Source organism: Bradyrhizobium sp. KB893862 SZCCT0404, assembly GCF_018130885.1.
Taxonomy (GTDB): domain Bacteria; phylum Pseudomonadota; class Alphaproteobacteria; order Rhizobiales; family Xanthobacteraceae; genus Bradyrhizobium; species Bradyrhizobium stylosanthis.
In genome coordinates this window covers 442,849-468,380 of record NZ_JAFCLT010000001.1, presented here as the reverse complement: position 1 = coordinate 468,380, position 25,532 = coordinate 442,849, and the positions used below count along the sequence as shown (strand labels likewise).

Here is a 25,532-nt window from a genome sequence, read left to right as displayed (position 1 = left end):
TGACGTGCATAGGATTTTTTTTGATGGAGACGGATATGGTCAGGTTCCAAAATACTACCGCAGCGTTTGCGACGGCAACCATTGCTGTTCTGGTTTCTATATCGTTTGCGAGCGCTGAGCAGGGCGGAAGATACTGGACGCCGGCAGACACGCAACCCGTCCTGCAAAGGACGATGCATGAGAGGCATCATGTCGCGAAGCCGGCGACGGCGACACGGCAACGGTCTGCGGTTGCCCGCATGGATGCGCCGGCAGCACCGAAGACGAAAGAACATCATTTGATCCTGCAGGTGAACTCCAACGATCCCCCGGCAATGAATCTCGCGCTGAACAACGCAACCAATGTGGCGCAATACTTCAAGGACGCCGGCGAGAAGGTGAAGATCGAGGTCGTCACCTTTGGACCTGGCCTGCACATGCTGCGCGAAGACACATCGCCGGTGAAGGCACGCATCGAGGAAATGGCCCTGAGCATGCCCGAGGTTTCATTCAAGGCCTGCGGCAACACCCAGGAGAAAATGAAGAAGGCCGAGAACAAGGACATACCGATCGTTCGCCAGGCGGAGATCGTGAAATCGGGCGTCGTGCGCGTGATGGAGTTGCAGGAGATGGGTTGGACCTACGTCAAGCCTTAGGCCGTCGCCGGCGCCGCGGTGGGGCTGAAGGGATCATGACCTCCGGTGAGAGCTGCGATGCGAAAACCCGTGAAAGTGCATTCGCCGCGCCGAGCCCTCATTCACGGCGAGAAACCCAGGCCGGAACCGGCCCAAACTAGCCTCGGGTATCCACCGGGCTCGCGCGTTCGTGTCACGCCTGCCGCAGGCTCCCGTTTGGCTGGAAAGACCGGCACGGTGATCGGCGGCGGCTACTATCCGAGAAGCGTGCGGCTGGTCCTGGACGGATCAAAGGTTCGAATCACGCTGCATGCCGACTATCTGGCGCCGATTGACATGGATATCGGCTCCACGGAATCGGATTGATGGCAAGCGAGTTCATTCACCCGATATCGCGGATAACGACTCTGCAGCTGCTCAACTCAATTGGGATGATTGAGGCTGCCCCCTGACCAGCGACCTGAGCTTGTTGACAGCACGGATGGCGAAACCGAGCGGGACCGGATTGTCCAGCCGGCAAAAGGCGACCTTTCTGACATGATCTTCGACATGCCACTTGGCACGCGTCCCGGTGCGGAACAAGATCACGTCACCAGCCGCATAGCGCCTCGCCGGTCTACCATCCATTTCTATGACGGTAGATCCTTCGAGGATCACGACAGTTTCGTCGAAATCGTAGTTCCAGTTGAATTTGCCCTGGGTGCAGGACCAGAGCATGGTCCAGGCAGTCCCACAGGCGCTCGTCGACAGAAGGCGTGAGCGAGCCTCTGGATTGCCTTCAACGATCCACGACGGCTCGATCGGCGCAGGCTTGAGATCGTCCGTCTGGCGATGTCCTACTTCAATAGAACCACGCATCAACGCCTCGATGGCTGGATAGCATTTCTTCCGAGAGCTTCCGGCGCTAGAGCCTCTCTCGCCGGCGATGTCCATCCTGAGGCTACGAGCAGTGTGGGTGAATGAGACCGGTTGCCGCAATCCCCCGAAGACGAGCACTATTAGGAGCTACCTCGTCGGCGGCATTGACTGCACTCGAAACGCCCCTCGCCTGCGACGGCTTGCTGCCGCCAACGCCTCGGGACGATCGCGCTTGACCCTCGTCCTTGAATCGACGGTCGATCTTGTGACGGACGATTTCGGCGCGCCACACGCGAGGCCGACCTTGAGACCACAGATCTCGAAACCATCATCCGGAGTCTGCTTGCGGATGAGTGCCGGCGACCGAGCAAGGTGATCATGCTGAGCGTCAGGGCTCGGCGTGCGCCTTGGCCCTGTGCCTCGCATGGCCTTTGAGGTTCGACGACGACGCGGAACTGGCCGACCGCGAGATGAAGGCGCAGGCCGCTCCACGAACGTCACGGGTCGAGCTATGCCAAGTGGGCCCTCGGCAAGTTGTCAACGGCGCGAAAGGGCGGCGCGCGTCTCGAACAAAAAGACGGACATGTGTCCGGATGGCGGCTTAATCGTCCGAGAGGGACCTGGAAGGATTGGAGCGGGTGAAGGGAATCGAACCCTCGTATTCAGCTTGGAAGGCTGCTGCTCTACCATTGAGCTACACCCGCGTTGGGCGATCCCCTAACACGGCCGGGCGGCGGTCTCAACTGCCTCCGGGCGGTCTTTCCCGCGCTCAAAACGCCCTTTGTTCCAGGCCGGCCGCCCTCCCCCTTAACGGCCAGGCGATTTCAACCTATATTGGAGGTCCCGAAACCAACGAAAGGAGGTGATCCAGTGCATCTTTTGTCACGCAAGTTCACGGCATCTCACTGGTTTCTCCTTGGAGAGACTCGCTAATTTACCGTGGACCACGGTGACTGGGCCTTGTGAGCGATTCTCGGTGCGCCCAATGAGCGCCCCAGAAATCGGTCCATAGAGCCCCGGCAAATGGACGGCGCGCGGAGCGATTCGCGCGCCGTTTTGCTTTGGTCAAATTTGCGCAATGTCGCCTTCACGCAACATCACGCGAAGCCGCCCCAGCCCATAATTCGTGACATCATTTTTGAGCCGCACATCACTAGCGGCACGGTTATGGACACAACTGAAATTGGCGGCGCGACACTCCTGCTTGGCAAGTGCGAGGATCGGCTTCGAGAGCTTCCCGATAACAGCGTAGATGCCATTGTCACAGACCCGCCGTATGGGCTGGAGTTCATGGGCAAGGACTGGGACGCGCCATGGAAGACTGATCGGCGTCAGGTGTTCGACGGCACGCTGACCGACGTGCGAGCAAACCCGTTCGGTCGCAGCAAGATCCGTTACGGCTCGGGCGCCTCATACGGCGCCGGGTCTGAGCACATGCGCGCTTTTCAGGCTTGGGCCACCGAAATTTTCGCCGAGTGCCTGCGCGTGCTGAAGCCCGGAGGCTACCTGCTGGCGTTCGGAGGCTCGCGTACCTATCACCGCATGGCATGCGCCGTCGAGGACGCCGGCTTCGAGGTGCGCGATCAGATCATGTGGGTCTACGGGTCTGGCTTCCCGAAGTCGCATAACGGAGATTGGGGCGGGACGGCTCTGAAACCTGCGCACGAGCCGATTGTGATGGCGAGAAAGCCGCTGGTGGGGACCGTGGAGGCGAACTGGCGCCAGTACCGCACTGGCGCGCTGAATGTCGATGAATGCCGGATTGGTGACGCGGACGGCCGTTGGCCTGCGAATCTGATCCACGACGGCAGCGACGAGGTGCTGGCGTCGTTTCCGACTGCGCCTGATCAGCAGGGGCGTGCCCGCACCGATGGAGCCAACCAGGGCAACAATACGTTCGGTGCTTTGAAGCACGTCACGAAGCGACCGGAGCCGCGCGGTGACGTCGGCAGCGCGGCCCGCTTCTTCTACTGCGCGAAGGCCAGCAAGAAGGACCGAGGCGAAGACAATATCCACCCGACCGTGAAGCCGACCGACCTGATGCGCTACCTGTGCCGGCTGGTCACGCCGCCCGGCGGCACCGTGCTCGACCCGTTCATGGGTAGCGGCAGCACTGGTAAGGCCGCCATCTTGGAAGGTCTCAAGTTCATTGGATGCGAGCTGTCACAGGATTACCTGAAGATCGCCGAGGGCCGCATCCTGGCTGCAGCTCAGATCGACACCACTAGCGTCGTGAAAGCACACTCCCCACATGCTGATGATCATCAAATCCCGTTCGCCTGACGAGACTGAGAAGCTGCCGCTCAAGGAGAAGTTGCGCCTGATCCTGACGGAGCGCGTCAAAGAGGCGAAGACTGACGAGGATCGTAAGGCGGCAGAGCGGCAGTTGGCCAAGCTAACGGAAGTGCCCAAATAACTCCACTGATCCCTAACCGATCTTTGTCGATGTAAGGCCAGCCGACACCAAGTAGTGCAAAAACTCTTTGCCGATGTCGGTGATGGTGATGATTGATCCAGCAACGCCATGCTGCTCAATATTGATAAGGCCGGTGTTGGACGGCCATGTCAGCCAGCCATCGAAATCAAAATTGTTGTAGATAGCTGGGAAGTTGTTCTTAGCATCATCGTAGATTGCTCGGGCGGACTCCATGCTTGTCGGCACTCCAGTGTTCGCCTGTAGCAGCAGACCGATCTGAGATCCCATAATCAATCGATACGTGATCTCATGCGCGCGCTCCATCTTGGCAACGGCCATGCCCCGGATGAGCCATAAGCGCTTCACTTCATCGGACGCATTGGAAGCGGCCAATGTATCAACTATGTTTTTCTCCATTGCCGCCAAAGCTGGCGGCGCGGGAGGCGGCGGAAGCTCACCAGATGGCGTTTCTGGGGCCGTAGGCTTTTCGATTTGATTTTTCTGCTGCTGCTCGCTAGCGATTGCAGCGCTGTCGCTAAAATCGACGGCCTTGTCACCGATAGCGGCGCGCTTCATGCGCGCCAACAGCGCGCTGATCGGCTTCTTCAAAATCAGCAGAGCAATCACAGCCACGATCAGAGCCACGAGGGGCCACTTCACCAACTCGCCGACCTTCATCCAGTCTTCAAATGTCATAGGCGCAATTCCTAGAATCGATGGCGTGGCTGGATACTGGAGTAAGTTCCGTGAACAACCCAGAGCTTCCGTGACTTGTCCACGCGCCCTATGAGCGCCCAAGAAATCAAAGCAGCGCAGCAACGCATTGACATCACACGCTTCCGAAAAGAATTGCTCTCTCATCCTTTCAAAAACAACAACGATTCCAATTACTTAACGTCCGCGCCCACCCTGCGCCCTACCGCACCCGCGAAAGCCGCAAGTTACTGGTGCACAACGGTTTTTTGCTCTTGAGCAAGTCGTCCAGTGTCTTATCTCAAGCGCTGTCACCTCGCTGGGATCGCCCGCTAAGCTCTGCAAAGGGCCTGGCATCGGGGCGCTCTCAGCCCTGGACCAGCGAGCAAGAATCGGGCGCGACGGGGCCTCCCCGCCGCGCCTTTTTCGTCTGCCGGCGCGGCTCAGGCGGGGGGCTCGCCCGCAAGGACCTCGCGAATCTTCTGCGACAGCTCCGACTTGCGGTATGGCTTCTGGAGCAGGGCCACACCTGGGTCGAGATGCCCTTCGTGGACGATGGTGTCGTCGGTATAGCCGGACGTATAGAGCACCTTCGCCCCCGGTCGGCGAGCCCGGACGGCGTCGGCTAGTTCTCGTCCGTTCATGCCACCAGGCATGATGATGTCCGTGAACAGAAGATCGAATTTGGCGCCCTGGTCGACCAGCGCCAGCGCGGATGCGCCGTCGCCGGCGGCGAGCGTGCGATAGCCAAGGCTGCCGAGCTGGGCGATGACATAGCCCTGCACCAGCGGATCGTCCTCCACCACGAGGATCGTCTCACGCCCCCGCGCCGTGGCCGGCGCCTGAACCGGCGCCGTCCTGGCAGGCGCCTCGCCCTTCGATCGCGGCAGGAACAGCCGCATCACCGTGCCGTGCCCCTCCTCGCTCTCGATGGCGACGGTGCCGCCGGTCTGGCGGGCGAAGCCATAGACCATGCTGAGCCCGAGCCCGGTGCCGCGACCGACGCCCTTGGTGGTGAAGAACGGCTCGAACACGCGCTCACGGATATCGGCCGGAATGCCATGCCCGGTGTCGCTGACCGCGACCATCACGAAGGCGCCGCGCATGGGTTCGCCCTCGCCGGCACCTTCCGTGCCGTCGAGCTCCCGGTTCGCGGTCTCGAGCGTGAGCCTGCCCCCGCCCGGCATCGCGTCACGCGCGTTGACGGCGAGATTGACGATCGCGGACGAGAGCTGCGACGGATCTGCCATCGCCGACCAGGCGTCGTCCGCGAGCCGGGTCACGATCTCGACATGCTCGCCCAGGATCGGCTTCAGCAGCTTCGCCGTCTCCAGCACGAGGGCATTGACGTCGATCTCGCGCGGCTCCATCGGCTGGCGACGCGCGAAGGTCAGAAGCTGCGAGGTGATCTCGGCGCCGCGCGCGGCGGCATCGTCGATCAGCTGCGCGATGGCAACCAGCTGGGGCTTGTCCGCAACCCCCTCCTGAATGATCTCGATCGTGCCGGTGATGACGGTGAGCACGTTGTTGAAGTCATGCGCGACGCCGCCGGTGAGCTGGCCGATCGCGTCCATCTTGTGGGATTGGCGCAGCCGCTCCTCGGTCTCGTGCTGCTCGGTGAGGTCGGTGGCGGAGCCGCGATAGCCCATGAAGCGTCCGTCCGACGCGAACACCGGCTGGCCGTTGACACTGAAATGATGCATGCGTCCGTTCGCATCGCGACCGCGATACTCGAATTTCCGGAACGGCTCGTGACGGTCCAGCGTCGCCACGTGCACGCGCCATTTCTCCGGCTCGGCGTCGTGGTCGAAAGCGGCATCGGTACGGCGCTTGCCGATCAGCGCCTTTTGGTCCATGCCGAAGGCGCCGGCCCGCTCCGATATGTAGGTGAACCGATGATCCGGTCCGGTTTCCCAGAACCAGTCGGACGCGGTCTCGGCATAGTCGCGAAAGCGCTGCTCGCTCGCGCGCGCGCCTTCTTCGGCGCTGCGACGGATCTTGAGGTCACGCTCGAGATTGGCGTTGGCCTCGCGCAGCTCGCCATAAGCGCGCTCGAGATTGGCGCACATGGCATTGAAGGCGACGATCACCTTGTCCAGTTCGTCGGGATCGGAGGACGGCCGGCGCTCCAGATGCAAAGGCGGCGGCGGCTGCGCGAGGCTGTATCTGCTGACGAAGTCGGCGATGGCGACCAGATGCCGCGTCACCAGCAGATGGAACATGTAGATGATGAACAGCGAGACGAGAAACGTCTTCGCCGCCTGGCTCGCGAGAATGACCAGGGCGCGGTTCATCAATTGCCGGTAGACCTCGCTCAGCGTCGCCTCGACGTGAAGCGCGCCGATCGTGCGCACCGCCCCCTGCACCGTGGTGGTCAAAGGATAGTCGCGCGTCACGATCGAACGGGTGTTCGGCTCGCCGACCGCGACACGGATCGGATTGGTACGATCGGCGATCTCGCGCACCTCGGCGGCGCGGATGTCGGGCAGCCGCAGGATACCGTCGAGCAGCAGCCGGAGCTGGTTCTGGTCGAGATTCCACAGGCTCTCGCCGAGGCTGCCGGTGGTACTGCGGCCGATCTCGTCGAGCCGCGTCTCGATGACACCGACCTCACGGCTGTAGTCGAGATAGAGCTGGAGTGCGGTCAGCACCAGCGTGACGACGGAGCTGAACAGCAGCACGGCGGCCAGCAGGCGCGGCCCGACGCCGCGACGTGACCAGTTCAAGATCCGCGACAGCCACGCTCCGGTCATCGGCGGCGCAAGTGCAGCGCCGATCCCGCCCAAATCCTGCTCCGCGGCGGCCGGGGCAACGGCGCGGCCGCGCTTGGAATCCTCATCGCCTGAGTTGCCCATGTACCATGTCCCGGGAACGGCGGCACTGCTCCGGCCGGTCGCGGCCACGAGCAGTTCGACAGTTGAGATTCTCTTCACGCGCGGCGCGTGGCGATCCTGTCGGCCCATGGGCTGCTTGAGGTCGGCAGGGTCATGTCTTGCGCCCAGCGAGCAGGATTCCCGCGCAAGCTACCACCTCGCGTGCTAGAATGACATCGGTGAAAGTCTGGAGCCGCATCACCCAGGCGAGCGTTGATCGGTGCGCAGGCGCGACCCCCGGTAGATCGCGCCGGCCTCCGAATCCAGCGGTAGCAAGGGTTCGACCAGGGAGAAGCGTGATGTGGCGGATTGCCGTCGTCTGGCTGTCTTTGCTCGCAGCCGCTCCATCGCAGGCGCAGGACCTGATCCGGCTGGCGCGCATCGCCGATATCCCCGATCAGTATGTCGGCGGCGAGATGCTGCGGGCCGTCTACGCCAAGCTGAACATCAAGCTCGAATTCGAGGACGTTCCCGGCAAGCGGGCGCTCGCACTGTCGAGTGCCGGCGAGGTGGACGGCGAGATCCAGCGGATCGGGACGCTCTCACGCGACTACCCGACCCTGGTCCAGGTCACGCCGGCGATCAACTACATCGAGCCCGCGGTGTTCACGACAAGGCTCCATTTCGATGTCGCGGGTTGGGATTCAATCCGGGACTACAGCATCGGCATCGTCCGCGGCGTCGGCTCATCGGAGGCCGGCACGCGCGGCATGGCCCGCGTCACGGCGACGACCAGCCTGGAGAGCATGGTCAAGATGCTCGACGCCGATCGGTTCGACGTGATGATCACCGATCTTTTCAGCGGTCTTGTCGCTGTGAGGAAGCTCAACCTGCAGGCCAGGATCTACCCGCTCTCGCCGCCGCTCGATCGTATCCACATCTATCACTATTTGCACGAACGCCATCGCGCTCTGGTGCCCGAGGTCGGCAAGGTGATCGCGCAGATGGAGGCGAGCGGCGAACTGGCAACGCTGCGCGAGGCGCTCGTCAAGCAGATCCTGAGCGCACCGTAACGGTGCCCGCTCAGGTCGCGCGAAGCCGTTCGCGGAGGGCGACGGCGGCGATCAGCACGTCGATGCACCAGGCCATGGCTGCCCGGGGCGGCTCGTCGGCGAGCAGCACGGTGAAGATACTCGTGAGCAGGCACGGAGCGATCGCCTTGCTGTTCCGGCTCACGAGTGAGAGCAGGAACGGCATCGCGGCGATCGATATCTGCAGGACGCTCATGGTCGCGCGTCGTGGGGGCTTCAGAAACCGCAGACATTGACGGCGCGCGGCTGCTTGCCGCGGCGGCTTTCGACGATGCGCTCGCCGCCGTTTTCGGCCGAGCTGCCGTAATAGCGGTGGTGGCCGCTCTGGTCGTGCAGATCCGCAGGTTCGGATCTTCCCGCCCGACGCGCGTCGCAGATGATCTTGATGGTCGACATGGCCGCCTCCGAAGTGTTCTTGTGGCCATCAGTCGCGCCGGTTTCGGGCGACGTTCACACCCCAGGGCCGCAATCGGGTTTCCGGACGGTTTCGTCGCAGGGGACGGACGCAATATTTTCCGTGCCGCCATTGTCGGCCCAAGATGCCGTGATACGTCCTGTGGACGCGCGCAGCAAAAATAACGAGGTGACGATGCTCTACGCCATCCTGGCCTATCACGTGGAAGACGAAATCCTGTCCTGGTCGCCCGAGCAGGATGCCGCGGTCGTCGCCAAGGTCATCGAGGTTCAGGTGCCCATGCGGGCCAGCGGACTGCTCGGACCGGCCGCCCGCCTGGACGAGACCCGAAAGGCCCGCACCTTGCGCGGCCCCGGCGCCGGGATGGTGCTGGACGGCCCGTTTTCCGAGACCAAGGAGCAGCTTCTGGGCTTCCACCTCGTCGACTGCGCCACGGACGACGAGGCGGTCGCGGCGGCACGGAAGCTGCGCGCGGTCAATCCGTCCGCCGTTTACGAAATCCGCCCGGTCAAGCTTTACGTGCCGGCCGATGGGTTCGGCACGACACGCGGCTGAGGCGGCGGCTTACGGGCCCGGTGCGACATAGAAGCGCTGGATCAGCAGCCCGCCGAAAGCGATGAACCACACGAAGGGCGCGACCTGCGGCGCGAATGCCGCCACGATCGTGCCCGGGATAAACACGGCCAGCGGAAACATCGAAGCCATGATCTCGCGGCTCCAGCTGCCCAGGATCGTCCACCACAGCCAGGTATTGAGGCCGGCGATCGCGGTCAGGTGCAAACCATAGAGCACGGCGACCGCGCTGCTCATGGCGTAGTTGGTGTAGAGCCCGTTGGTGACGGGCAGCAGCACGATCGAGAGCAGGAAGAACAGGTTCAGGATCACGCAGCCGCGGCCGCCGACGGGCTGGCGCGCCAGCCGGCGGTGATGGCTGATCCAGAACACGCCGGCGATGATGAAGCTGAGCGCGAAGCCGGCGAGCTTGCCGGAATAGACCCGGGCGAGATCGCTCCAGTCGGGCGCAGTGGTGAATACGGCCGCCTTGGGCAGGTCATAGGCCAGAAGCGTCATGGCGACACCGAAAATGGTGTTGCTGAGCGATTCCAGCCGCCGCATCTCGAACTGGTCGGGCCTGAGCTCGGTCATGCCGGATCATTTGTCGCGGCGCCGACGTCAACGGTGGCGCGGGCGGCACCTTGCATCTTTTGGATGGTAATGTACCATTCCTGCGACTTCATATTGCATTCCCTTTTTCGACCCGTGACGCCAATTGCGACAGGACGTTTCCAGTGGCGCTGGATGCCGCAAGGATAAATCTTTTTCTTTTGCCCGAGAAGCAAGGCGGGGCACTCCCCGTTGCCGCAGACGACTATTCGCTCGCTTACGGGCCGGACATCGTGGATCAGGTCCTCAAGGGACTGATCGACACACGAGACAGGCTCGAGAAGAGCTTGACGGACGATGACGATCGCCCGACCCTCGCGCAACTCAAGGACTTTGGCCTCGAGCTGAGCCGCACGCTGTTTTCCGGCTCGGTGAACGATCTCTACTATGCGGCGAGCCAGCGCAACATCCAGATCACGCTCTGCACCTCCGACAACCGCCTCAAGCGGGTCCCGTGGGAATTCATCGTATGGCCTGATGTCAACGAAGGGCCTCACGCCAAGCGTACGTTTGCGCGAAGCGTTCCGGTCGCCAACGGCGCCGAGCGCAAGCCGAAGCCTATCGGCAACTCCCAGATTGCCGTGCTCGTCATCGGTGCCGACGTCCTCGGCCGGGAACGGATTCCCTGGACGGAGACCAAGGAAAACCTCGAGCGCATCATCGGCGAGAGGATCCAGGGGCCGGGAGCCGCCCGGATCACCATGAACCTCGTCGAGGGCGCAACAAGGAAGATGGTTCGCGACGCGCTTGAGGAGAGGCCCTACGACATCGTTCACTTCATCGGTCATGGCCGGCCGGACGGCATCCTGCTGCGCGGCGCAGGACAACAGGGCGGCATCGTCCTCGGAACGGAGCCCTTCTCGAAAATGATCTCGGATGCCGAACCGGCTCTGGTGATCCTGAGTGCCTGCGACACCGCCCTGATCGAGGACGTGCAGCCGCTCGGCACGATCGCCGAGAACCTGGTGCGTTCAGGGGTGCCGGCCGTCGTCGCCAACCAGTTGCCGATTTCCGTCAGCTCGATCGCGGATTTCACCGGCGCGCTCTATCGCTCGCTCCTCACCGACGGCAACATCGACGTCGCCGTCAACAAGGGGCGGATCGCCCTGGTCAAGGAAATGGAGGCGCTCAAATTCGCCGCCATCGAGTGGGGAATTCCTGTCCTGTACCGGCGGCCGGGCTGCAGCCAGTTGTTCACCCCCTGAAGGGGTCCTGATGTTCAAGAAGCAAAAAGCCACACGTTTCGTCCGGTCCGGCTCGCGTGCTCCGGTCAGCAAGACGCCGACCACCGCGAAGACGACGGCTGCGAAGAAAGCCGCGGCCATGAAGCCCGCCGCCAAGTTCGCGGCCAAATCTGCAGCCAAGTCTCTAGCCAAGTCTCCAGCCAAGTCCGCGGCCAAGTCCGTCGCGAAGCCTCGCGCGGCCAGCGCCCGCGAGGCGCGGACGCACGATGTCGCGGTCTGGGACATCGACGTCCATTCCGGCTTCGTCAATCGCGTGCTGGACGCCATCAACCGGAAGCAGAAGCTGTTCAGGTTCGTCCGGATCGAGGCAACGGTGCCGATGGGACTGACCATGTCGGGCCGCCGCACCCGCGAGATCATCCAGAAGCTCGATCCCAAGACCGCCGAAGACCCGCAGCTCGAAAACAGCGTCTGGGCCGAGGACATCTATCCCGTTGCCCGGCCGATCCTCAAATCGACCGGAACCGATCTCTTGGTCTGCCTGCTGGCGCCGTTGATTGCGGACCGCGTGACCAACCCGCCATTCGACCGCGATGGCGTTGAGATCGACTTCTTCTCGGTCTCGAGCAAGCGCATCATCCTGGTGTCCGCCTACGAGTTGCGCGGCTACGCCGCGAAGGCGGGACGCTCGTTCGAGGCCTGTCTCGCACTCCTGATCGTCGCGCAGGTCCTCGCCGAATATTTCGATCTCGAGGAGCACGACGATACGCGCGGTTGCATCATGGACTATTGCGACGACCGCAAGGACATCGTGGTGTTGCTGAAGAAGATGGAAATCTGCCCGCATAGCCTCGAGGAACTACCGGACTACGCGCGCGCGAGCGTCGTGAAGATGATCCAGGCGATCCGGGAGTACACGCCATGACCAAGGTGCTGCTGTTCGTTCCGGGACTGCTGGGCTCGGAGCTGTCGGATGGCGAGGGAATGGTCTGGCCGGGCTCGCTGCTCAACGGAATCGTGGGCTTCGACGAAGAGCGGTTTCAGCGCCTGCTTCAGCCGAACCTCGTCGTCGGCGAAGTCATCGGAAAGGTCGGATACGTCGTCGACATCTATGCGCAATGGCTCAAGGCGTTCTCGCGGCTGCGCGACAGGAAGAACCGCCAGGCGATGTTCTCGGCGCGGGACAAAACCCTCTATACCGCGCCCTATGACTGGCGCATCGATCTGACGAAATCCGCCGAGGAGCGGCTGGCTCCCAAGATCAGGCAGATCCACACGGACTGGAACGGCAAGGCGGAGATTCACATCGTCGCCCACAGCATGGGCGGGCTCGTCACCAGGTATTATCTGCAAAGCGGCAAGTTTACGAACGAGCCGGGCTTTGCCGCCATTCGCTCGCTCACCACGTTCGGCACGCCGCACAACGGCGCGCCTGTCGCGCTCGCCGGCGCATTGGGTCTGCATGCGGCGGATTTTCTCAACGCCGACCAATCACAACGGTTGGCCAACGATCCGCGTTACACCGCCCTCTATCAGACATTTCCGCTTCAGCATGAACCGATCATCTGGAAGCGGGAGGTGGAAGGCGGCCTCGCGCCGATTTCGCTCAGCGACCGGGCCTTTGCGGTCAACGAGCTCAAACTCAGCGCGGCGACCCTCGATCTTGCCAAGGCCTTTCGCGACGCCATCGACATCGCGACGAAGCCAATTCCGGCGCATGTCCGCACCTTTCTGATGGTCGGAACGCGTTTCAGCACGATCACGCATTTCGTTTGGAACGGTGGAATTGTCGACAAGATCGAGACCGAGTCAGCCGGCGATGGCACGGTGTCGTTGCAGGGCGCCTTCCTGCCGGGACAGCAGATCCAGTTCACCGACAAGTCGCATGTGAGCCTGATCGCCGCCGAAGAGGCGAGGTTTGCCTTTCAGGAACTGTTCGGCGCCGACGGCCTGCTGGCGGCGGAAGACGAGCGGTTCGACATTACCGTCCAGGATATCATCGTCCCGGTCCAGGCGCCGTTCGAGGTCCTCATCCAGTCGAGTTCCCCCGCGACATCGCTGCAGGGCGAACTCTCCTGGGAACGCGCGGTCCAGTCACCGGGCAAGGCGGAACTCGACGAGAGCGACTTCAAGCCGTTCGCGCCCCCGCCTGCCAAGCCGATCCGCTACTCCGGACCGCCGATGGGGGTGACGGTCCTGCGCCTGACGGCCCCGACCTTGACGGGAATCTACCGCCTCGTCCTCAAGGTCGCCGGCCAGCCCGACGCCAAAAGCATGCCATTCATGGTACGGCCGAGCTGAATTGCGGCCGGTGGTGCAGCGGCCGACGCCGGTCCCGCCCCCTCGCCGGCGGTCCCCGCCCTCCACGTATGCCTTGCGGAGCGCCGCCGGATTGCCGAGTCTGCCCCTTTCACCGGGGCGATTCGTGGCGACATATCTGGATACGCTCAACGCGGAGCAGCGCCGCGCCGTCGAGCATGGCGTGGCCGACGGCGCGACCGTGGGAAGCCCCCTGCTCGTCATCGCCGGCGCGGGTTCCGGCAAGACCAACACGCTGGCCCATCGCGTTGCGCACCTGATCGTTGCCGGCGCCGATCCGCGCCGCATCCTGCTGATGACCTTCTCCCGCCGCGCCGCGGCCGAGATGGCCGGCCGGGTCGAGCGCATCGCCCGCAAGGTGTTGGGGGAGAACAATGCCGCGATCATGCGCGACGCCCTCGCCTGGGCCGGCACGTTTCACGGCATCGGAGCGCGGCTCCTGCGCGAATATGCCGAGCGGATCGGCGTCGATCCCGCCTTCACCATCCACGACCGCGAGGACTCCGCCGACCTGATGAACCTGGTCCGGCACGAGCGCGGATTGTCGAAGACCGAGAGCCGCTTTCCGGCCAAGGGCACGTGCCTGTCGATCTACTCGCGCTGCGTCAATGCCGAGATGGAGATCGAGAAGGTGCTTGGCCAGCACTATCCCTGGTGCGCGGGCTGGGCGGCCGAGCTGAAGGGCCTGTTCGCGGCCTATGTCGAGGCCAAGCAGGCCCAGCACGTGCTCGATTACGACGACCTCCTGCTCTACTGGTCGCAGATGATGAGCGACGCGCTGATCGCCGAAGAGATCGGCGGCCGCTTCGACCACGTCCTGGTCGACGAATACCAGGACACCAACCGCCTGCAATCCTCGATCCTGCTCGCGCTCAAGCCCGACGGCCGCGGCCTCACCGTGGTCGGCGACGACGCGCAGTCGATCTACTCGTTCCGCGCCGCCACCGTGCGCAACATCCTTGAGTTTCCGCAGAGCTTCTCGCCGCGCGCGGAGATGATCACGCTCGACCGCAACTACCGCTCGACGCAGGCGGTGCTGGCGGCGGCCAACGGCGTCATCGACCTTGCGCGCGAGCGCTTCACCAAAAACCTCTGGACCGACCGCACCTCCGGACCGAAGCCGCAGCTCGTCACCGTGCACGACGAGGCCGACCAGGCCCGCTACATCGTCGAGGAGGTGCTGGCCAACCGCGAGCAAGGCGCGCTGCTCAAGCACCAGGCGGTGCTGTTCCGGACGTCCTCGCATTCCGGTCCGCTCGAGATCGAGCTGACCCGCCGCAACATCCCGTTCGTCAAATTCGGCGGGCTGAAATTCCTCGACGCCGCGCATGTCAAGGACGTGCTGGCCTTGCTGCGCTTTGCCGAGAACCCGCGCGACCGCGTCGCCGGCTTCCGCATCCTGCACCTGTTGCCCGGCATCGGCCCCGCCACCGCGCAGCGCGTGCTCGACCAGATGGCGGAGAGCATGGACCCGCTTGCCGCGCTCGGCCGGTTTCCCGTGCCGGCGCGTACCGGCGACGACTGGACTGCCTTCGTCCGCACGGTCGAGAATTTGCGTTACTCGGAATGGCCCGCCGATCTCGAACGCGTCCGGCTCTGGTACGAGCCGCATCTCGATCGCATCCACGAGGATTCCGAGACGCGCCGTGCCGACCTGCTGCAGCTCGAGCAGATCGCGATCGGCTATGCCTCGCGCGAGAAGTTTTTGACCGAGCTCACGCTCGATCCGCCGGATGCGACCAGCGACAAATCCGGACCACCGCTCCGCGACGAGGACTACCTGATCCTGTCCACCATCCACTCCGCCAAGGGCCAGGAGTGGAAATCGGTGTTCGTGCTCAACGTCGTCGACGGCTGCATGCCGTCCGATCTCGGCGCCGGCACCAGCGCCGAGATCGAGGAGGAGCGCCGTCTGCTCTATGTCGCGATGACGCGCGCCAAGGACGATCTGCACCTCGTCGTTCCCCAACGCTTCTTCGTCCACGGCCAGGCCGCCAAGGGCGACCGCCACGTCTACGCCTCGCGCACCCGCTTCATCCCGGAATCCCTGGTCTATCTGTTCGAGCGCACCGCCTGGCCGAAGGCCGCAGCGGGTGCAGCACGTACAGCGGCCCAGGGACCGAAGATCGACATCGGCGCGAAGATGCGCGGGATGTGGCGGTAGACACAAGAGACCGCCATCCGGACCTGTCAGGATAACTGGAACCACAGAGGTCCGACATGAAAGCCGTCGTCGTCGAGCAATACGCGTCCATCGATCAGATCGAGCTGAAGGACGTTCCGTCCCCGCGCATCGAGCCCGGACAACTGCGCGTCCGGGTGGAGGCGGCGGGGATTGGCTTTGTCGACGGTTTGAAGATCGAGGGACGCTATCAGACCAAGGATCCCCTGCCCTTCATTCCCGGCACGGAGTTCGCAGGCGTCGTGACCGAAGGCGCGGCCGGTGGTTTCGAACCCGGCATGCGCGTGATGGGCATGACGCGGTCAGGCGCGCTTGCCGAGGAGATTGTCGTTGGCCCCTCAGCACTCCATCCTTTGCCGGACGGCGTTGCGGCCGAGGTCGCCGCCTCGTTTCGGGCCAACTACCTGACGGCGCTCTATGCGCTGAGCGGACGCGCCGCGCTGTGCGCGGGCGAGCAGCTGCTCGTGCTGGGCGCAGCCGGCGGCACGGGAACCGCGGCGGTGCAGATCGGCAAGCTGCTCGGCGCCCGCCTGATCGCAGCGGCATCGACGCCGGACAAGCGCGAATTCGCGCGGACGCACGGCGCCGACGCCGACATCGACTACACGCAGACCGGCTGGCGCGACACGCTGAAGGAGTTGACCAACGGGCACGGCGCCGACGTGATCTTCGACCCCGTCGGCGGCGAAATCTCGGTGCAGGCTTTTCGATCGATCGCCTGGCGCGGACGCCATCTGGTGGTCGGCTTCGCCGCGGGTGCCATCCCCGCGCTGCCGTTCAATCTGCCGCTGCTGAAGGGCGGTGCCCTGCTCGGCGTCGACCTCGCGCAGCTTCCAACGCGCGAGCCCGAATTGCAGAAGCGCCTGATGTCGGAGCTGATGAACTGGCTCGCCAACGGCGAGCTGAAGCCCGTGGTCGGCCGCGTCTTCGCGCTGGAAGAATTTCGCGAGGCGTTCAGGACTATGCAGACGCGCGGGGCGCTCGGCAAGATGGTCGTGCGCATCGCGAAATAGGACGCCGCATCGGCGCGCGCACATGCGCGCGATGCGGCGGCGATTACGCGTTCAGCCGGTCGAACTGGACCTTGCCCGCTTTCATCACCAGCGGAATGTGCTCGCCTTGGCCGAGCAGGCAGGCGACATCGCGCAGCGGGTTGCCGTCGACCACCAGCAGATCCGCGATGGCCTCCGGCGCGATGCGGCCGAGCTTGCCCTCCATGCCGAGCACCTCGGCACCGATCGCCGTCGCGCTGGCGATCACGGCACGGGGCCCGAGAATCTCGGCGCGGATGCGGAACTCGTCGCTTTGCAGGCGCTGGGAAGGTCCGAGCAGATCGCTGCCGAAGCCCATCTTCACGCCGGCATCGCGATAGATCGTGAGCGAGCGCAGGCCGGCGTCGCGCACATCGGCGATCTTGGCGACGCTCTCGGCCGGCAGGCCGTATTGGGCGCCCTCGTTCGCCAGCGCCTCGTAGGTGACGAGCGTCGGCACCACATAGGCGCCCTTCTCGGCCATCAGCCGCGCGGTCGGCGCATCGACCAGATTGCCGTGCTCGATGGTGCGTACCCCGCAGCGAACCGCGCGTTCGATCGCGGCAGCGGTGTAGGCGTGCGCGAGCACATAGGTCTGGCGGCCGCGCGCCTCCTCGACGATGGCGCGGATCTCGTCCTCGGAGTAGCCGAAGGCCCCGACCGGATCGGTCGGCGACGCGACGCCGCCGGAGGCCATGATCTTGATCTGGTCGGCGCCCATCTGGAGCTCTTCGCGCGCGGCCTTGCGCACGCCGTCGACGCCGTCGGCAACGCGCGCCAATGCGCCCACCCGTACGCAGCACGGACACGGCGCGTCGCTCGCGAGGAAATCCGAGCGTGCCCGCATGTCGCCGTGGCCGCCGGTCTGGCTAAGCGCGCGGCCGGAGACGAACAGCCGCGGCCCGTCGGTGAGGCCGGTCTCGATCGCCTGCTTCAGCGCGTGGCCGGCACCGCCGGCATCGCGGACAGTGGTGAAACCGCGCCGGAGCATGCCGCGCAGCAGCAGCGTCGAGCGCAGCGTCACCAGCACGTTCGGCATGTGCACCTGCTGCGCCAGATTGAGCTCGACGGCGATGGCGTGCACGTGCAGGTCGATCAGACCGGGCATCAGCGTCTTGCCCTTCAGATCGATGGTGCGATCGGCGGTGGCCTGGATCGGCCGGTCGGAGACCTCCTTGATCAGATTGTCTTCGACCAGCACGTGTTGTCCCTCCAGCAAGTCCGGCTGGAGCGGATCGAGCAGAGCGGCGTTCTTGAAGAGAATGCTGGGCATGGTTGTGTCCTGTCCGGTCAGGATGAAGTCGCCGTCAGCAGCGCGGGCAGCGCGAGCTGGGCGAAGGGAAGGCATGCGGCGGCATCGTCGTAGCCGTACCAGCCCGCCTCGTGAAGCAGGTTGAGCGATCCGAGCGTGCGGCCGCGCCAGCGTACGGGCATGTTGAGCACGCTCTCGCAGCCGAGCGAGGCGATCAGCTCATGATCGGCGAAGACGGTGCGCAGATCATCCCTGTTGTAGCCGATATAGGCCTCGCCGCGATCGAGCACGGCCTCGGTCCACGGGCCTGGTGCGAGGCGCTTGCGTCCACCGGTCGGATAGGGACCGGGCAGATTGGAATAGACCCTCGCCGCTTCCCCGGTGTCGTCGTCATAGGTCAGGATCGTGAACAGCTTGTGCCCGATCGCCGACTTCATGGCGTCATCCAGCGCCGCGAACAGTGCAGCCGGCTGATCTACCCTGCCCTGCGACGCCGCGACGGCGCACAGCAATGGATCAGCCGTAACTTTCGTCCGCGTCATGCGACTTCGCCCGCCGCAATCTCTTCCAGCGAACGGCCGCGGGTCGGCACGCCCATCACCACGACGGTGAGCGCACCGATCAGCAGCACGCTGGTGGTGATACCGAACACGCCGGCGAAGCCGAAATTCGGATAGAGATAACCGACCAGGATCGGCGAGACGATCGCGCCGATGCGGCCGATTGCGGAAGCGAGCCCCGCGCCCGTGGTCCTGACCGGCGTCGGGAATACCTCGGCGGTATAAGCATAGACGCCCGCGTAGGTGCCGTTCATGAACAGCGACAGGAAGATTCCCGCAGCCATGATCTGCTGGTCGCTCTGCGCGAAGGCGAGCCCGAGCGCGCTGACGCCGCCGAGCACCATGTAGGTCGCAATCGTCGCCTGCCTGCCGATCCGCTCGTTGAAATACGCGGCACTGAAATAGCCGGGAATCTGCGCGCAATAGATCGCGATCGAATAGGCGAAGCTCTTGGTGATGCTCATGCCGTTCTGGACCAGGAGGCCGGGGATCCAGACGAAGAAGGAATAATAGCTGAAGGTGATCGCCAGCCACATGATCCACGTCATGATGGTGATGCGGGCCTGGCGGGCCGCAAGAAGCGCCGCGAAATTCGCCAGCAGCGTTCCGCCCGTCCCCGTGGGCGCTGCGGCTTCGACGACCGGCGGCGGCAAGACACGGCCTTCGCGCGCGAAGCTCGCCTCGATCCTGTCGAGCACGGCTTCGGCTTCCTTCTCCCGTCCCCGGCTTTCGAGCCAGCGCGGCGATTCCGGCAGCGCCCGGCGCCACCACAGCAGCATGACCACGGGCACAGCGGTGATGACCAGCACGATGCGCCAGCCATTGTCATAGGCGGGGACGATGAAGTAGCCGAGCAGTGCCGCGGCAACGAAGCCGAAGGAGAAGAAACCGGCGAGCGCGCCGGTGAAGCTGCCGCGGTAACGCCGCGCGACGAACTCGGCGAGATAAGGTGCGATGATCGCGCTCTCCGCACCGGTGCCCATGCCGGCGACGACGCGGGCGGCGAAGAAGGACGGCCAGCTGTCCACCATCGCGCTGACGATCGATGCCACGCAATACAGCGCCAGCGCCGACATCATCACGGCACGGCGACCGATCAGGTCGCCCAGCGTGCCCGCGAACAACGCGCCGAACAGGAAACCGATATAGGTGCTGCTGCCGAGCACGCCGATCTGCACGCTGGTCAGGTTCCACGCCGTGCGCAGCACCGGCAGGATGAAGGCCAGCACCGCCGCGTCCATCGCGTCGAACATGTAGCCGAGCCCGCCCATCAGCAGCAGGTGCATGTGGAAGCGTGCGAACGGAAGGCGCTCGATGCGCGCCGATATCATCGACATGAAAGTCCCCCTCGGATGTCACGGGCCCGGCGCGCCGCTCGGGAGGAAACCATAGACAAAGTGACATTATCGTCATAATTTATAATTATGATCTAATATATCACTGTAGTGAATGTTCGTGTCGTTCCGCGCGCTCGATCTCAACCTGCTGAAAGTCTTCGAGGCGCTGATGACCGAAGGCAGCGTCACGCGCGCGGCGAGCGCGCTGACGATGACCCAGCCCGCGGTCAGCAACGCGCTGGCGCGGCTGCGCGACGCGCTCGGCGATCCCCTGTTCGTCAGGTCCGGCACCGGCATCCGCCCGACCCAGCGCGCCGTGGTGCTGTGGGAGCCGATCGGCGAGGCGCTGGAGAGCGTGCGCGGCGCGCTCGACGAGCAGGTGTTCGATCCCGCCCGCGCGCAGACCGAATTCAGCCTGTCGATGTCGGACTACGTCTCCTCGCTGGTGATGCCGAACCTGCTCGGCCATCTCGGCAAGGTCGCGCCCAAGACGCGCGTCCACACCGTGCCCAACACCGTCGTCGAGATCGCCGACCAGCTCGAGGACAACAGGGTGGACTGCGTGCTCAGCGTCTATGTCAACGAGGCGCAGCAACCGGCCTCCATTCGCTCGCGCTCGCTGTGGACCGTCGACTACGCCTGCTTCATGCGGCGCGGCCATCCGCTGGCCGCGCAGAAGCGGCTGAGCACGCGGACCTTCCTCAACGCGGGCCATGTCGACGTGAGCCTCGCCGGCAAGACCATGCCGTCCTACGATCTCTTCCTCGCCTCGCGCGGCCAATCGCGCAATCTGGTCGCGACCGTCAATCATTACAGCGCCGCCTACGAGGTCGTGCGCCAGTCCGACCTGATCGCCGTGCTGCCGAGCGATCTGCGTTCGCAGTCCCGGCATGCGCCGTTCCTGCATGCGATGCCGCTTCCGCTCAAGGCGCCGCCGCGGATCGTCAGCCTGTTCTGGCACCAGCGCAACGACACCGTGCCGGCGCAGCGCTGGCTGCGCGAGACCCTGGTCGAGATGTTCGCCAGCTCGGATTGAGCGCGGGATGATGAAAAAGAGGAAACGCTGCGTTTCCCGGAACAGCATTGTTGCACCGGCGGCAGCGGCCTAGCTCCTCCGCAAAACGATCTCCCCCCATATGCGACAGGCGCAAGCGCGCCCAGAGGCCTCAGCGATGACCGCACCGCTTCAATTCGGACTGGATACCTTCGGCGACGTGACCAAGGACGGCGCGGGCAGCATGCTTGCGCATGCGCAGGTGATCCGCAACGTCGTCGATGAAGCCGTGCTGGCCGACGAGCTCGGCCTCGACTTCATCGGGCTCGGCGAGCATCACCGATCTGATTTTGCGATCTCCTCGCCCGAGACCGTGCTGGCGGCGGCCGCGGCGCGCACCAAGCGTATCCATCTCGGCTCGGCCGTGACGGTGCTGAGCTCGGACGATCCGATCCGCGTCTTCCAGCGCTTTGCGACGCTGGACGCGCTCTCCAACGGCCGCGCCGAGGTGATCCTCGGTCGCGGCTCGTTCACCGAATCCTTTCCGCTGTTCGGCTTCGACCTGCGCAAATACGAGGAGCTGTTCGAAGAGAAGCTCGATCTGTTCGCGGCGCTGCTGTCGCAGCAGCCGGTGAGCTGGGAAGGCAAGCTGCGTCCGCCGCTGCGCAATCAGCTGGTCTATCCGCCGGTCGAGAACGGCCGGCTCAAGACCTGGATCGGCGTCGGCGGCAGCCCTCAATCCGTGGTCCGCGCCGCGCATTACGACCTGCCGCTGATGCTTGCCATCATCGGCGGCGATCCCGCGCGCTTTGCGCCCTTCGTCGATCTCTATCACCGCGCCTTCAAGGAATTCGGGCGCCCGGCGCAGCCGATCGGCGTGCACTCGCCCGGCTATGTCGCCGAGACCGATGCGCAGGCACGCGAGGAGCTGTGGCCCGACTACAAGGCGATGCGCGACCGCATCGGCAAGGAGCGCGGCTGGCCGCCGATGGGCCGCGACGAGTTCGTGAACGAGGCCGAGCACGGCTCGCTCTATGTCGGCTCGCCGGAGACGGTGGCGCGCAAGATCGCGAAGACCGCAAAGGCGCTCGGGATCTCGCGCTTCCAGCTGAAATATTCGGCCGGGCCTTTGGCGCACGAGAAGCTGATGACAAGCATCGAGCTCTATGGACGGAAGGTGGTGCCGCTGGTGCGGGAGATGATGGGGTAAGCTTCGACACAGCCCGCCTGTGCGTCACATTTGGGACCAGTCCGCCTGCGCCCTTCGGGCTACGGCGCGACAGCCTTCGCTCGCTTCGCGCCACAAGCACTTAAACTGGCTTGCCTAGCCGTAGCTCGCGAAGCGAGCGAAGGCTGGTGGGGGAGGCAGGACTCGAACCTGCGAAGCCATGAGGCGGCTGATTTACAGTCAGCTCCCTTTGCCACTCGGGACACTCCCCCGCTCGACGGCAGCACAATCGGGCCGGACCTTGCCGGCGGACCGAAGACGGCCATGGAACGTGAAGGCCGCGACAGCCCGGATGGGGGCGCGACCGGGCGCGTTTATGGGCGAAGCGGTGGGGCAAAGTCAACCGACGCGTTCGGGGAAAATGGCCCATAATGGCCTCAGGAGATGGCCAAATTGCCATATTCCGGAACCCGTGACACAAGCGCAGCCATGAACGATCGAAAATTCGCACCCAAGGGCCGCCGCCGGGACGGTAAGCCCTTCAAGAAGACCGAGAAATCGGCCGGCCGCCCGGCCCGCCGCGACCGCGATTCGGCAGCCGACGGGCCGGTCATCCTCTATGGCTGGCACTCCGTTTCCATGGCGCTGGCCAACCCCCAGCGGCGGATTCGCAAGCTGACGTTGACCGAGAACGCGGCAAAGCGCCTCGCGGACGAGAACATCGCGACCCGCGTCACCCCCGAGATCGTCCGTCCCCAGGAGATCGACCGGCTGCTGTCGCCCGACGCCGTGCATCAGGGCCTGCTCGCCGAGGCCGATGCCCTGCCCTCGCCCGACATCGAGACCTTGACGCAGGAAGGCATGGTGCTGGTGCTCGACCAGATCACCGATCCGCACAATGTCGGCGCGATCCTGCGCTCGGCGGCGGCGTTCGCGGTGAAGGCGATCGTCACGACGGCGCGCCACAGCCCGGAAGCGACCGGCGTACTGGCGAAAGCCGCCTCCGGCGCGCTGGAACTGGTGCCTGTGATCACCGTGCAAAACCTCGCCCGCGCGCTCACCGCGCTGAACGAGCGCGGCTTCCAGACCGTCGGCCTCGACAGCGAAGGCAGCGAGGACATTGCGGACGTCACGCTGCGCGAGCCGCTCGCGCTGGTGCTGGGGGCCGAAGGCAAGGGCCTGCGGCAACTGACGCGCGAGACCTGCAGCGTGGTGGCGCGGCTCGACATGCCCGGCGAGATCAAGAGCCTCAACGTCTCCAACGCCGCCGCGCTCGCGCTCTATGTCGGCGCCAGCCGGCTCGGGCTGATGAAGCGGTAGGCCCGGCCGCATCGGAGAAAAACAAAACGCCCGTCCGCATCTCGCGGACGGGCGTTTGCTTAACTCAACCGATCAGAGATCAGTAGTAGCGGCGCAGCACGCGGTGACCGCCGTAATACGGCATCGGCGCGTGGCGGTGGGCGTAGCCGTAGCGCGGGCCGTAACCGTAGTGCGTGCGCGGCAGATAGCCGTAGCGCGGGCCGTAGCCGTAGCGATACGGACGGTAATACGGGCGGTGATAGGCGGCGGCGCGATAGCCATAGCCATAGCCGTAATTGGCGGGCGCAACGACCGCGTCCTCACGATAGGTCGGATACGGCGCGAAGGCGCCCGGGCCGGTATAGGTCGGGCCCTGGTTGACGTAATAGTACTGCGTGGTCGGCTCGGCGAGACGCTCATAGGCGCCGTAGCCATAGCCGGCACCGTAGCCGTAGCCGTAACCGCCGCAGCCGGTGTTGCAGCCGCTAAAGACCGGCGCAACGGGTGCGCACGTGCTGAAGCCGCAAGCCGCGGCAGGCGCGGCCCCGACAAACATCACGGCAGCTGCCGCGACCAGTCCCGAAATCATTTGACGCATTACTCTCTCCTGTTGATTTCCGTTTTGTTGGATCTTGTCGTTTCTTAACCCGGCGGCCTGCCGGGCACCTGTGCACGCGGCCGCGGCCGGGGCGGTCGCGGACGATCGTTGATCTCTGGCGCGTAGATCACCGGCGGAGGATCGACCGGCGGATCCATCTGCACCGGCAGCGGCGCGGACGACGCGCCCCAGCTCTGGTGATAGCCTTCGGCGGGCTTGGGCAATTTGCGGTTCGCGGGCGGCTCGACCTCGAGCCGGCCGTAACCGGGCCGCAAGCCCAGCGTCGGATAGTAATGGCCGACGTCGGAGGGTTGACGTTCGGCGATATAGCGTCCGCCATAGATCGTCGGCTGCACCTGGACGTTCTTGCCGAGGCCCCACACGCCTTCGACGACGGCATAGGACGCATCGATGTTGTTGATGATGATGGGCACGCCGGGACGGCCGGGCACCACGATATCGAAGCCGCCGTCGGCAAACGCCGTCGCGGGCAGTCCGATCAGAATGGCAGCGAGCGCCATGGCGCGCATGAGAAGGCCCCGGTTATCCGGAGCGCAACCTATCCGATCGCTGCGCAGAGAGGGTTAAGGCTCCCTCACCAATTTCCGGTAAGCCTAACGCGTAAGCATCGATGGCCGCTCAAATGCCGAAACGCGCACTAGCGAAACGTTAACGCGGCGCGATCGCACCGCGCGCTCAAGCGAGGTTGCGCGGCACAAACTGCACATCCTCGGCGGGTTCACGTCGATGTGACCCCGCATGCGAGAATCCGCGGAACGACTGCGGGATGCCGCACTTAGCACAGGTCTCAACAACATGGAGAAAATGCCATGACGAGCCCAAGGCTTCTTGGCTTGGCCGCGATCCTCGCGTCCACGCTGGCAACACCGGTTTTCGCGCAAACGACCGTCGACAATTCGGGCCGCTGCACGGGCCTCTTCCAGGATCCCAATTGCCAGAATCTCGGTGCCGGCAATGCCACCACCGATCGCGCCTATCGCCGGCGTCACATGGCCCGCAACCAAGTGTATCCCAACGATGAGCGGCAGTCGGGCTTCTGGCCGCTCGACACGGCGGGCGCCGTGGCCGGCGCAGCCGTCGGAACCGCAGCAGCGGTCGCCGCCGCGCCGTTCCAGGGCTGGGGCAATTCCTATGCGAGCTACGACCGCGGCGGCCCCGCCTGGTACGGCAACTGGGACGCCTATGCGGCCCGCAACGGCATCGTGTGCAGACCCGGTACCTGGACCAAGGGCGAAGACGGCCGGCGGCACATCTGCCAGTAAGCAGCTCAGGTCGAACGCAACAGCTCAGGCGGCCCTCGGGCCGCCTGATTCATGCTCGCGGCGGCGACCGCGGTTCTGGCACTTTCCGATCAAGTCTGGTATTCGGCGCGCACGGGCGGACAACCCCGGAACATGCCGGGCCCTGCCCGTTTGTTGGCGTCGCCGGCTTAGCTCAGCGGTAGAGCAGCGGTTTTGTAAACCGAAGGTCGGGGGTTCAATCCCCTCAGCCGGCACCAGTGTTTACAATAACTTAGCACAGAA

General features: G+C 64.6%; 26 protein-coding genes and 3 tRNA genes. 16 read left to right on the top strand and 13 right to left on the bottom strand.

What is annotated here, in order from left to right; all coding sequences use genetic code 11:
• The first annotated feature begins 23 nt into the window (after positions 1–23).
• Together JQ617_RS02380 and JQ617_RS02375 are read left to right on the top strand one after the other, a co-directional pair.
• The gene (locus JQ617_RS02380) at positions 24–635 is read left to right on the top strand and encodes a DsrE family protein (RefSeq protein ID WP_502754861.1); all 612 of its coding nucleotides are present in this window, start codon (positions 24–26) and stop codon (positions 633–635) included.
• Between the two features lie 57 nt (positions 636–692).
• On the top strand, positions 693–980 hold the full coding sequence (locus JQ617_RS02375) for a hypothetical protein (RefSeq protein WP_249156583.1): 288 nt from the start codon (positions 693–695) through the stop codon (positions 978–980).
• Positions 981–1,031: 51 nt separating this feature from the next.
• Here the strand turns inward: JQ617_RS02375 and JQ617_RS02370 are convergent, their stop codons facing one another.
• Together JQ617_RS02370 and JQ617_RS02365 are read right to left on the bottom strand one after the other, a co-directional pair.
• On the bottom strand, positions 1,032–1,472 hold the full coding sequence (locus tag JQ617_RS02370; RefSeq protein ID WP_212025950.1) for a cupin domain-containing protein: 441 nt from the start codon (positions 1,470–1,472) through the stop codon (positions 1,032–1,034).
• A 630-nt stretch (positions 1,473–2,102) separates the two neighbouring features.
• A tRNA-Gly gene (locus tag JQ617_RS02365) sits at positions 2,103–2,176 on the bottom strand.
• Positions 2,177–2,495: 319 nt separating this feature from the next.
• On the opposite strand from JQ617_RS02365, the gene JQ617_RS02360 reads away from it, so the two are divergent.
• Complete coding sequence (locus JQ617_RS02360; protein WP_212024126.1) at positions 2,496–3,755, top strand: DNA-methyltransferase; 1,260 nt, start codon at positions 2,496–2,498, stop codon at positions 3,753–3,755.
• A complete protein-coding gene (locus tag JQ617_RS02355) occupies positions 3,724–3,888 on the top strand; it encodes a hypothetical protein (RefSeq protein WP_212024124.1) in 165 nt (54 codons plus the stop codon). Before JQ617_RS02360 ends, JQ617_RS02355 begins: the two co-directional genes overlap by 32 nt.
• A gap of 12 nt (positions 3,889–3,900) precedes the next feature.
• Here the strand turns inward: JQ617_RS02355 and JQ617_RS02350 are convergent, their stop codons facing one another.
• On the bottom strand, positions 3,901–4,584 hold the full coding sequence (locus JQ617_RS02350; protein ID WP_212024122.1) for a hypothetical protein: 684 nt from the start codon (positions 4,582–4,584) through the stop codon (positions 3,901–3,903).
• 440 nt (positions 4,585–5,024) lie between these two features.
• Positions 5,025–7,436 carry an ATP-binding protein gene (locus JQ617_RS02345; RefSeq protein ID WP_212025949.1) on the bottom strand — a complete coding sequence of 804 codons (2,412 nt, stop codon included), beginning with the start codon at positions 7,434–7,436 and terminating at the stop codon, positions 5,025–5,027.
• A gap of 317 nt (positions 7,437–7,753) precedes the next feature.
• Between JQ617_RS02345 and JQ617_RS02340 the strand changes: the two genes are divergently transcribed.
• Entirely contained in the window at positions 7,754–8,467 is a 714-nt protein-coding gene (locus JQ617_RS02340; protein ID WP_212024120.1) for a substrate-binding periplasmic protein, read from the top strand.
• 10 nt (positions 8,468–8,477) lie between these two features.
• On the opposite strand, the gene JQ617_RS02335 is transcribed toward JQ617_RS02340, so the two are convergent.
• Both JQ617_RS02335 and JQ617_RS02330 read right to left on the bottom strand, forming a co-directional pair.
• The gene (locus JQ617_RS02335; protein ID WP_145660569.1) at positions 8,478–8,681 is read right to left on the bottom strand and encodes a hypothetical protein; all 204 of its coding nucleotides are present in this window, start codon (positions 8,679–8,681) and stop codon (positions 8,478–8,480) included.
• A gap of 20 nt (positions 8,682–8,701) precedes the next feature.
• Positions 8,702–8,881, bottom strand: coding sequence for a hypothetical protein (locus tag JQ617_RS02330; protein ID WP_063682667.1), 180 nt, complete (start codon positions 8,879–8,881; stop codon positions 8,702–8,704).
• A gap of 193 nt (positions 8,882–9,074) precedes the next feature.
• Here JQ617_RS02330 and JQ617_RS02325 point away from each other — a divergent pair, with 193 nt between their 5' ends.
• Complete coding sequence (locus JQ617_RS02325; RefSeq protein ID WP_212025948.1) at positions 9,075–9,455, top strand: YciI family protein; 381 nt, start codon at positions 9,075–9,077, stop codon at positions 9,453–9,455.
• 9 nt (positions 9,456–9,464) lie between these two features.
• Here JQ617_RS02325 and JQ617_RS02320 read toward each other — a convergent pair whose 3' ends face one another.
• Positions 9,465–10,046 (bottom strand): TMEM175 family protein, encoded by a 582-nt coding sequence (locus JQ617_RS02320; RefSeq protein ID WP_212024118.1) that lies wholly within the window; start codon positions 10,044–10,046, stop codon positions 9,465–9,467.
• Between the two features lie 143 nt (positions 10,047–10,189).
• On the opposite strand from JQ617_RS02320, the gene JQ617_RS02315 reads away from it, so the two are divergent.
• From JQ617_RS02315 to JQ617_RS02295, 5 genes are all read left to right on the top strand, one after another.
• Positions 10,190–11,269 (top strand): CHAT domain-containing protein, encoded by a 1,080-nt coding sequence (locus tag JQ617_RS02315; protein ID WP_212024116.1) that lies wholly within the window; start codon positions 10,190–10,192, stop codon positions 11,267–11,269.
• Between the two features lie 10 nt (positions 11,270–11,279).
• Entirely contained in the window at positions 11,280–12,173 is an 894-nt protein-coding gene (locus tag JQ617_RS02310) for a hypothetical protein (protein ID WP_212024114.1), read from the top strand.
• A complete protein-coding gene (locus JQ617_RS02305; RefSeq protein ID WP_212024112.1) occupies positions 12,170–13,549 on the top strand; it encodes an alpha/beta hydrolase in 1,380 nt (459 codons plus the stop codon). Before JQ617_RS02310 ends, JQ617_RS02305 begins: the two co-directional genes overlap by 4 nt.
• A 124-nt stretch (positions 13,550–13,673) precedes the next feature.
• Positions 13,674–15,731, top strand: a complete 2,058-nt coding sequence (locus tag JQ617_RS02300; RefSeq protein WP_212024110.1) for an ATP-dependent helicase — start codon at positions 13,674–13,676, stop codon at positions 15,729–15,731.
• A gap of 56 nt (positions 15,732–15,787) precedes the next feature.
• Positions 15,788–16,762 (top strand): NADPH:quinone oxidoreductase family protein, encoded by a 975-nt coding sequence (locus JQ617_RS02295; protein WP_212024108.1) that lies wholly within the window; start codon positions 15,788–15,790, stop codon positions 16,760–16,762.
• 43 nt (positions 16,763–16,805) lie between these two features.
• On the opposite strand, the gene JQ617_RS02290 is transcribed toward JQ617_RS02295, so the two are convergent.
• The 3 genes from JQ617_RS02290 to JQ617_RS02280 are packed head-to-tail and all read right to left on the bottom strand — an operon-like array spanning position 16,806 to position 19,929.
• On the bottom strand, positions 16,806–18,053 hold the full coding sequence (locus JQ617_RS02290) for a metal-dependent hydrolase family protein (RefSeq protein ID WP_212024106.1): 1,248 nt from the start codon (positions 18,051–18,053) through the stop codon (positions 16,806–16,808).
• Positions 18,054–18,070: 17 nt separating this feature from the next.
• Positions 18,071–18,574, bottom strand: coding sequence for a GAF domain-containing protein (locus tag JQ617_RS02285; RefSeq protein ID WP_212024105.1), 504 nt, complete (start codon positions 18,572–18,574; stop codon positions 18,071–18,073).
• Positions 18,571–19,929, bottom strand: a complete 1,359-nt coding sequence (locus tag JQ617_RS02280) for an MFS transporter (RefSeq protein WP_212024103.1) — start codon at positions 19,927–19,929, stop codon at positions 18,571–18,573. Before JQ617_RS02280 ends, JQ617_RS02285 begins: the two co-directional genes overlap by 4 nt.
• A gap of 112 nt (positions 19,930–20,041) precedes the next feature.
• Here JQ617_RS02280 and JQ617_RS02275 point away from each other — a divergent pair, with 112 nt between their 5' ends.
• Entirely contained in the window at positions 20,042–20,965 is a 924-nt protein-coding gene (locus tag JQ617_RS02275) for a LysR family transcriptional regulator (RefSeq protein WP_212024101.1), read from the top strand.
• 136 nt (positions 20,966–21,101) lie between these two features.
• Positions 21,102–22,133: an LLM class flavin-dependent oxidoreductase gene (locus JQ617_RS02270; RefSeq protein WP_212024099.1), complete on the top strand. Its 1,032-nt coding sequence runs from the start codon at positions 21,102–21,104 to the stop codon at positions 22,131–22,133.
• Between the two features lie 144 nt (positions 22,134–22,277).
• On the opposite strand, the gene JQ617_RS02265 is transcribed toward JQ617_RS02270, so the two are convergent.
• Positions 22,278–22,363, bottom strand: a tRNA-Tyr gene (locus JQ617_RS02265).
• Positions 22,364–22,580: 217 nt separating this feature from the next.
• Between JQ617_RS02265 and rlmB the strand changes: the two genes are divergently transcribed.
• Positions 22,581–23,411 carry a 23S rRNA (guanosine(2251)-2'-O)-methyltransferase RlmB gene (gene rlmB, locus JQ617_RS02260; RefSeq protein WP_212024097.1) on the top strand — a complete coding sequence of 277 codons (831 nt, stop codon included), beginning with the start codon at positions 22,581–22,583 and terminating at the stop codon, positions 23,409–23,411.
• Positions 23,412–23,490: 79 nt separating this feature from the next.
• Here the strand turns inward: rlmB and JQ617_RS02255 are convergent, their stop codons facing one another.
• Together JQ617_RS02255 and JQ617_RS02250 are read right to left on the bottom strand one after the other, a co-directional pair.
• Positions 23,491–23,988 carry a hypothetical protein gene (locus tag JQ617_RS02255; RefSeq protein ID WP_212024095.1) on the bottom strand — a complete coding sequence of 166 codons (498 nt, stop codon included), beginning with the start codon at positions 23,986–23,988 and terminating at the stop codon, positions 23,491–23,493.
• Positions 23,989–24,032: 44 nt separating this feature from the next.
• Entirely contained in the window at positions 24,033–24,518 is a 486-nt protein-coding gene (locus JQ617_RS02250) for a hypothetical protein (RefSeq protein WP_212024093.1), read from the bottom strand.
• A gap of 300 nt (positions 24,519–24,818) precedes the next feature.
• Here JQ617_RS02250 and JQ617_RS02245 point away from each other — a divergent pair, with 300 nt between their 5' ends.
• Both JQ617_RS02245 and JQ617_RS02240 read left to right on the top strand, forming a co-directional pair.
• Positions 24,819–25,271 carry a hypothetical protein gene (locus JQ617_RS02245; RefSeq protein WP_212024091.1) on the top strand — a complete coding sequence of 151 codons (453 nt, stop codon included), beginning with the start codon at positions 24,819–24,821 and terminating at the stop codon, positions 25,269–25,271.
• Positions 25,272–25,432: 161 nt separating this feature from the next.
• A tRNA-Thr gene (locus JQ617_RS02240) sits at positions 25,433–25,507 on the top strand.
• Positions 25,508–25,532 lie beyond the last annotated feature (25 nt).